Source organism: Flavonifractor plautii ATCC 29863 (assembly GCF_000239295.1).
GTDB classification, from domain to species: Bacteria; Bacillota; Clostridia; order Oscillospirales; family Oscillospiraceae; genus Flavonifractor; species Flavonifractor plautii.
Genome location: NZ_JH417821.1, coordinates 14,501 through 20,908, shown reverse-complemented (window position 1 = coordinate 20,908; position 6,408 = coordinate 14,501). Strand labels below are relative to the sequence as shown.

Below are 6,408 nucleotides of genomic sequence, written 5' to 3'. Positions count from 1 at the left end.
CCATCTCAGCCACCCGGCGCCGGATGGTAGGCGTATCATATCCCAGGCTCTCCAAGCCGAAGGCCAGCTCATGCCACACCTTGTCGGTGACAATCTGGTTCTCCGGGCTCTGCTGCACAAAGCCGATTCTTGCGCTCTGCTCGCGCTGATCCAGCTCCTCCAGCGGCCGTCCCTCAAAGCGGATGTGACCCATCCGGCGGCCATGGGGGGCCAGTACGGTCTTGAGCTGACGCAGCAACGTGGATTTCCCACAGCCTGACGGGCCGCACAACACCAGGAATTCCCCCCGCTCCACGGTCAGCGTTAAATCGTCCAGCGTCTTCTCCGCCTGCTCCGGGTAATAGAAGGAAAAGTGTTCAATTTCAATACTTGGCTTCTTCTGCTCAGACACGCATCCGTCCTCCCTGCCGTAATAATCTTGTCTGTACGCTCACGGCCTCCGCCCGGGCCATGCGCCCGCGAGAGGACAGCTCGTGGGTCAGGTAGCGCGGTTCAATCTGCTCCAGAACTGACAGGATGGCGGGGTCTGTCCAGGGGCGATGCTGATCAATCTGGAGGATGTGCTGATAGCTCACTCCAAACCGCTCCATATAGTCCTCCGGCAGCCCCGCTGGCAGTGAACCAGTGTGCGCCTTCACATAGGCCCCACTCAGGGACTGGTGTAGATGGACGCCCCGCACCCACTTTGCCAGGCTGCCATGCCGGTTCAGCATACGCCGGATGTAGTCCGCTCCCTCTACCTCAGTTTTCAACTCAGTACAGGCATTCATCAGGTGTCCGGTGTCCAGCAGGATCCCTTTCCCTGCAAAACGGATTCCCTCCAGCAGTCGGGCCGTCTCCTCCGGCTCTGTAAAGGTAAAGCCTGGCCACCACTGATTTTCCACCAGGAATTCAAACGGCCATCTCTCCTCACCAAGGATGAGGTTCACCACCTCCACCGCCGCATCAATGACCTCCTGGTTGGTGTGCAGCCAGCGGTAGGTATATCCCTCCTCCAGCGATACGTCCGACACGTGGAAGACTACATAATGGGCACCCAGGTTCACCGCCCGCCGTAAATCCGCGCGGTATTGCTCCAGCAGCGTATCCGGCCCCAGACCACCATAGAAGCTGGCCACAGCTTCCAATGAGCCGAATTTTTGTTCCAGCGCCGCCCGGTCATCCCGATAGAAGTCCAGCCAGTCCGGGTAAAAAATCAGGTGGTATCCAAGCATAAGCTCCGCAGGCAAATCCTTTGGCAGATCCTCTCCGCCCCAGACGCCTTCGATGCCGTCGCAGCCCAGACGTTCCAATTCCTGGCCTAAATCACGCCAGCTGTCGTACTCACCAAGAGTCCCGGAGTACAGAGGCAGGCTCATCATTTGATACATGGCTTCACCTCATTTCGGGCGTCCAGTCTGCTCCAGGTACGGTCCGCGTGGATATTCAGGAACACCGGCGTCAGGCATAATGCCAAATAGACCGCCTGTAGGCAGACTGTCAGCGGCGCCGCAGGCGCTCCCTTGGCCGTCGGGTAGTATCTCCAGGAAAAGCCGCCCACCGCCGCTCCGCAGCAGAGGAAGAACCCGCAATAGAGCAGCCATCCCAGCGCCATCTTGTCCCGGTCATCAAAGCGGTAAATGGAGAAGGCCGTCCGCCCCGGAAGCCCATACCCCCGGCTCTTCATGCTGTCAGCTGTCTCAATTGCATTTTCCAGGCTCCAGGTAAGCATGATGGAGAAAATCGTGACAGCGTTTCGAATCCGCCGGATAACCCCACCATCGGAGACATCCCGTCCGATGCATCGCTGCGCCTCCGACACAACGTGGAATTGGGCCTGGAACTTTGGGACAAACCGCAGTGCCATGCTCAGCACCAGCGAGAGAGCCGGTATGAGCCTTCCAAACAGGTAGACAAATTTGTCCGAGGTCATCACCGCTGTGTAACAGGAAAACCATGTCACCACTGCGGCCAGCATGGCTGCCGCCGCTAATCCATACAGGATACTCTCCAATGTGAGCGGATTTCCCGAAGGCAGGTATGTAAGCAGGGTCGCCCCCTCATGGTTGAAGGCCGGGTTGATCAGGGCGGCCATCGCCATCATGGGGAGCATAAAGACAAGCGAGAAGCGTATCGCCTTCCGCCCCCTCAGATAGACCGCATAGGCCAGCGCCGACCCAAGGGAAATGCCGAGGCTGACCGGGTGCATGAAAAACATTGTAAAGGCTATCACCATTCCAAAATACAGAAAATTTATTATCGGGTGATAGCTGGAAAAGGTATCTCTATTTCGGATAAGGCATCCCCTCTAAACACCGGGTACGGCAGTCAGCCGTACCCGGTGTGCATTTCTGTTGCGAGGCATTCCCGGTATGCACGCTACTCGGCCTACTCTGCCCGCGGCTCCTGTTCATGCCTCGCTATCTCGCCGGCAATCTCTTGAAAGCGGCCAGCAAGATAGCCATAGTTGTCCCTTTGGTGCGGTATCAGGCATTTGCTGCAATCCTTAACGCCGTTCTCCAAATGGTGAAGCATCTCCGCACGTTCTGCCCAGCATATACATCGGACGATAGCGGAACAGGCGGCTGAGTTCCATCCCTTCCGCATGGAGCGGCAGGGATAGCGTTCCCACGCCTTATTGGAGGAGAAAGAAAACGTCCTGCCTTCCCGGTATTGCAGTTGCCACACTCCCTGCAGTAGTGCAGGAATCGTCCCGCAACCACGCACTCGTTCAGATAGGTTCTTACAGGAACGGCAACTGCATTTGCCTCTACCGTATACGGCATGAGCATTATCCCTCTGAAAGAATTTCAGATCACTCTCCAGTCGAATAAAAACCGCCCACATCCACACCCAGGTCGCAGGTGTAGACCCACTCTATTACATCCCCCTCTTTGAGCTGATAGCGTGAGCAGCCATAATTGGGGAACCACCCGTTCACTTTATACATCCAGCCGGACAGCTCGCCGCAGTCAAACTCATAGAGGTTGTTAATCCCCTCAATATAAGCGGAGTTATACATGGGGGTGTCCTCGAACTCCATATGGATGCCAGCCTTCCGCATCTCGCGCTGGAGCACATTGAACACACTCTCCCCCTCGTAGAACGTAACAGTCGTCGTAGGGAATATGACTCCGTCTTCCGGTACCAGCTCCACCTTCTCTGGATCCAGCCAGTCCATGTTGTCCAGAATGGTGTCACAGCGGACAGAGAGCGTACAGGTATGGGTCACATCGGAGAACTCCACATCCTGCGGCTCCACCGGCAGAGGCTTTCCTTCCGGCACTGGATCCGTAAGATACTTGTCCTTTCCAGTCTCCGGATTGATCTCCATGCCGTTGGCCTCTGAGTACGCCTTGTCGCCCTTTTCCACACCGGCGGAGGAGCCGCCCGCCAGCTCGGCCGCGGCCTCCACCTTCTCCCGGGCAGTCATGCCGCCCTCCGCACCGCCCGGGCGGGCATCCAGCCCACCGGGTGTTGGGGATGGCGCAAGGGCATCAGTCTCCTGGGGGGTCTCGGACGGCACCGGACTACCGCTCACCGTCGGCGGGGGGCTTTCCGCCTCCCCGCCAGGTGTCACGATAGGCGCTATGGATTCCTCCGGACCGGAGGCGGGCGGCGCGGCCTCCAGCACTGCGCTGCTCTCCTGCTCCTGCACCGTCCAGCCCTGAAGACCTGGCGCGTTGCCGCCATACCAGAACGCCCCTGCCAGGACCGCGATCACGGCCACAGCGGCAATGATTTTCCCTTTTGTCAGCTTCATTCGGCCGCCTCACTGTCTTCCCACGGCGTGTACAGGCAGTAGGCCGGGCACAGGTCGCCCATATAGATCCACACGTTCTCTCCCATGTCGACGGGCTCGGAGAATGTCAGATTGGGGATCATCAGCTTGAGAGTGGTGCGCTTACGGCCCTTGATATTTTCCCCTTCAGGTGAGGGCTCCTTCCGGAACGCCTCCACCCGCTGGGCCAGGTCGTTGATGCCCAGCTCCCGGGAGAGCTTTGGAAGTATCTCCTCCTCCTTACAGTAAGCCACATGATCCGGATTCTTGAACCAAGCTACGTTCATCATACTGTTTCGTCCCCTTTCTGTAATCGTCAGAGCAGCTCAGCGCTACTCAGAAGGTTGAAAAGCATCTGAGCAACCTCTGCTCGGGTCACAGCGTCCTGGGGCCGGACGTTCAACTCCGTTTGGCTCAGGATCCCCTCCTGGTAGCAGAAGGCCAGCTGGGCCCTGGCCCACTCCGCGGAGCTCATATAGTCCGGGAACTGCGCCAGCATATTCCGCACAGCTGCGGTATCCATCTCCGTCTCGAGTCCGCACAGCTCCGCCGCGCGGGACACCATGACGGCCGCCTCCTGCCGGGTGATAGTCCCGTCCGGGCTGAACCGGCCCTCGCCCACGCCGTTGATAAGGCCGTATGTGCTGGCCGCGCCCACATAGGGGGAATACCAGGCAGTGGAGGCCACGTCCACGAAGGCGCCGGTGTCCGCTGGTGTCAGCCCCAGGGCCCGTACCACGATGGTTGCAAACTCTGCCCGGGTCATGCTTCCATCCGGGTCAAAATTTCCGTCGGACTTGCCGTCAATGATGCCTCGGGCGGCCAAGGCCTCGATGGCGGTGATCTGGTCACTGAAGGCGATGTCCGGGAAGGTCTTACCCGGTGACGTGATAGGCTGGGCGGTCACGGCGGGATCCTTGCCCTCCAAGCCCTGTCCCTGCCCGCTCATCTCTGTCTCCACGGCGTCGGGGATGGAGAGGGCGTCGGACATGCGGTAGAGGCTGCTGCGCCCCTCCGCCGCCCGCTGGGCGGCCACCAGGCCGTAGAAGCCCTGCTCCGTCGCCATCTGGTTGGACCCGGAGCCGGACTGGGTGTGCAGGAAGCCCTCCCCCTGCCGGTAGAAGGTCATCAAATTGTCCAGCATGGTGTTTCCGTTCTTTACAAACCGAGGATCATCCAGTTCGATGCCCAGCTCACACAGAGCCACGATCATCTGCACACAACTCTCGGAGTTAGCCGTCCCCCAGGACGCAAAACCGCCATCGTCGCTCTGCTGTTCCGACATGCACGTCAGTGCTTCCTTAGTAGCCCGCGCTACCTCCGGCTGATCTTGATACTTGGCCAGTGCCTGCAGAGCCATACCGGTGATGTCTGGATCGGATATTCCATCGCCAGAACTGGCTGCCTCTGTTCCTCCGAACAGGCTCCACCCTCCATCGGGCAGCTGGCACTCCAAAATGCGGTCGATATACATTTGACGGGTCGCCTGTACATTTGCCTCCGGGTTCTCCGGCATGGGATAGCCTGCGCTATCCAGTGCAATCAACGCCCAAATTGGGCCGTTAAGCCCCTGCCAAATCGTTTTTTCGTAGTCGCCCAGCGGTTTGGTCAGGTCATATCCAGCCACATTTCTGGCATCTTTCCCGATTGAGCTGAGAGCAACTATCACACGGGAATACTCCGTATATTTCTTATCGTGCAGCTTGCCGTCGCAGGCCGTTACATAGGCCTCCACAGTGGCATAGTAGTCCTGATAATAGCTGTCCGGTACATCGTACCCACTTCGGGCCAGCCCCAGCACAGCCCATTCACCGCCGATAGACCCTACCTGCGGGTTCTGTACGGTGCGGTACATATATTCTGCGGTATCCTGCACCGCATCGTTCAAGGTCTCTTTGGATACGGCCGCCTGCGCTCCCGTCAACATACCCGTGGTCAGGGACAGGGCAAGCACAAATGCGAATCCACGCTGTTTCCATTTCTTCATATGACCGCGTCTCCTCCTGTTTTTCTTTCGGAAGGCCCTGCAGGTTCCCTCCAGGCACTGAGCCAATAGCTCCACAAATGCTTCATGGCCAGCTTGCTAAGGACAGGTATGCCCATCAGCTCCATGGCCCTTTTATTGGTACATCGCTTTTTTTGAAACAGCTTCTTAAGCTCTGGTGTGATTTCTTCTTCTCCCGGCGGCCGCCAGCTTTCTTTGACAGACTTGCACATGCGTTCTACCAGTTCTGACTCCCGCTCCGTCAAGGGAGAACCAATCCGTTCGCAATACGCCCTGAATCTGTCTGCGGACACCCGCTCCGGCCAGTCTGGCGGCCACCGCTTTTGCTCTTCCAGCCTTTTTCGAAATCCTTTGGCTGCCCAGCACGCTTTATTGGTACTTCCAAAGCGCCGTTTCAAATAAACCTGACGTATTAGGCTGAGCTGATACAGCCGTGGCTTATGGCCTGGATGATCCATTGTCCCAACCACGGCCTCCAAAAGCGCCTCATCCGTATAGCTCTCATAAATCTGCCGGCCGATATTCCCTTCGGGATTAAATACCCGCCAGATGTCCGGATCCACCGTTTGTCTTGAACTTTCTTGTTCTTCCCGGCTTTCCACGTCCAGTTCTGAGAGCCACTGGCGGTATCCCCGCAGCTCTT

General features: G+C 58.1%; 8 protein-coding genes. All 8 read right to left on the bottom strand.

Going from position 1 to position 6,408, the window contains the following annotated elements; all coding sequences use genetic code 11:
- On the bottom strand, nucleotides 1–391 hold a 391-nt coding region (locus tag HMPREF0372_RS14030), incomplete at its 3' end, for an ABC transporter ATP-binding protein (RefSeq protein ID WP_007493761.1).
- Entirely contained in the window at nucleotides 384–1,370 is a 987-nt protein-coding gene (locus HMPREF0372_RS14025) for a TIM barrel protein (RefSeq protein ID WP_039997627.1), read from the bottom strand. The genes HMPREF0372_RS14030 and HMPREF0372_RS14025, both read right to left, overlap by 8 nt.
- A complete protein-coding gene (locus HMPREF0372_RS14020) occupies nucleotides 1,358–2,215 on the bottom strand; it encodes an energy-coupling factor transporter transmembrane component T (protein ID WP_007493757.1) in 858 nt (285 codons plus the stop codon). Before HMPREF0372_RS14020 ends, HMPREF0372_RS14025 begins: the two co-directional genes overlap by 13 nt.
- 152 nt (nucleotides 2,216–2,367) lie before the next feature.
- Nucleotides 2,368–2,826 carry a cysteine-rich small domain-containing protein gene (locus tag HMPREF0372_RS21365; RefSeq protein ID WP_138308653.1) on the bottom strand — a complete coding sequence of 153 codons (459 nt, stop codon included), beginning with the start codon at nucleotides 2,824–2,826 and terminating at the stop codon, nucleotides 2,368–2,370.
- Nucleotides 2,795–3,742: a DUF4430 domain-containing protein gene (locus HMPREF0372_RS14015; RefSeq protein ID WP_007493753.1), complete on the bottom strand. Its 948-nt coding sequence runs from the start codon at nucleotides 3,740–3,742 to the stop codon at nucleotides 2,795–2,797. Before HMPREF0372_RS14015 ends, HMPREF0372_RS21365 begins: the two co-directional genes overlap by 32 nt.
- Nucleotides 3,739–4,050, bottom strand: coding sequence for a hypothetical protein (locus tag HMPREF0372_RS14010; protein ID WP_007493751.1), 312 nt, complete (start codon nucleotides 4,048–4,050; stop codon nucleotides 3,739–3,741). Before HMPREF0372_RS14010 ends, HMPREF0372_RS14015 begins: the two co-directional genes overlap by 4 nt.
- Before the next feature lie 26 nt (nucleotides 4,051–4,076).
- Nucleotides 4,077–5,747 (bottom strand): S-layer homology domain-containing protein, encoded by a 1,671-nt coding sequence (locus tag HMPREF0372_RS18825; RefSeq protein ID WP_007493749.1) that lies wholly within the window; start codon nucleotides 5,745–5,747, stop codon nucleotides 4,077–4,079.
- A partial coding sequence (locus HMPREF0372_RS14000) for a hypothetical protein (RefSeq protein WP_007493747.1) occupies nucleotides 5,744–6,408 on the bottom strand: 665 nt, incomplete at its 5' end. The genes HMPREF0372_RS18825 and HMPREF0372_RS14000, both read right to left, overlap by 4 nt.

Coding starts and splice junctions, on each gene's coding strand:
- HMPREF0372_RS18825 (WP_007493749.1), bottom strand. CDS start 5,747: ATGAAGAAATGGAAACAGCGTGGATTCGCATTTGTGCTTGCCCTGTCC.
- HMPREF0372_RS14015 (WP_007493753.1), bottom strand. CDS start 3,742: ATGAAGCTGACAAAAGGGAAAATCATTGCCGCTGTGGCCGTGATCGCG.
- HMPREF0372_RS21365 (WP_138308653.1), bottom strand. CDS start 2,826: ATGTGGGCGGTTTTTATTCGACTGGAGAGTGATCTGAAATTCTTTCAG.
- HMPREF0372_RS14020 (WP_007493757.1), bottom strand. CDS start 2,215: ATGGTGATAGCCTTTACAATGTTTTTCATGCACCCGGTCAGCCTCGGC.
- HMPREF0372_RS14010 (WP_007493751.1), bottom strand. CDS start 4,050: ATGATGAACGTAGCTTGGTTCAAGAATCCGGATCATGTGGCTTACTGT.
- HMPREF0372_RS14025 (WP_039997627.1), bottom strand. CDS start 1,370: ATGTATCAAATGATGAGCCTGCCTCTGTACTCCGGGACTCTTGGTGAG.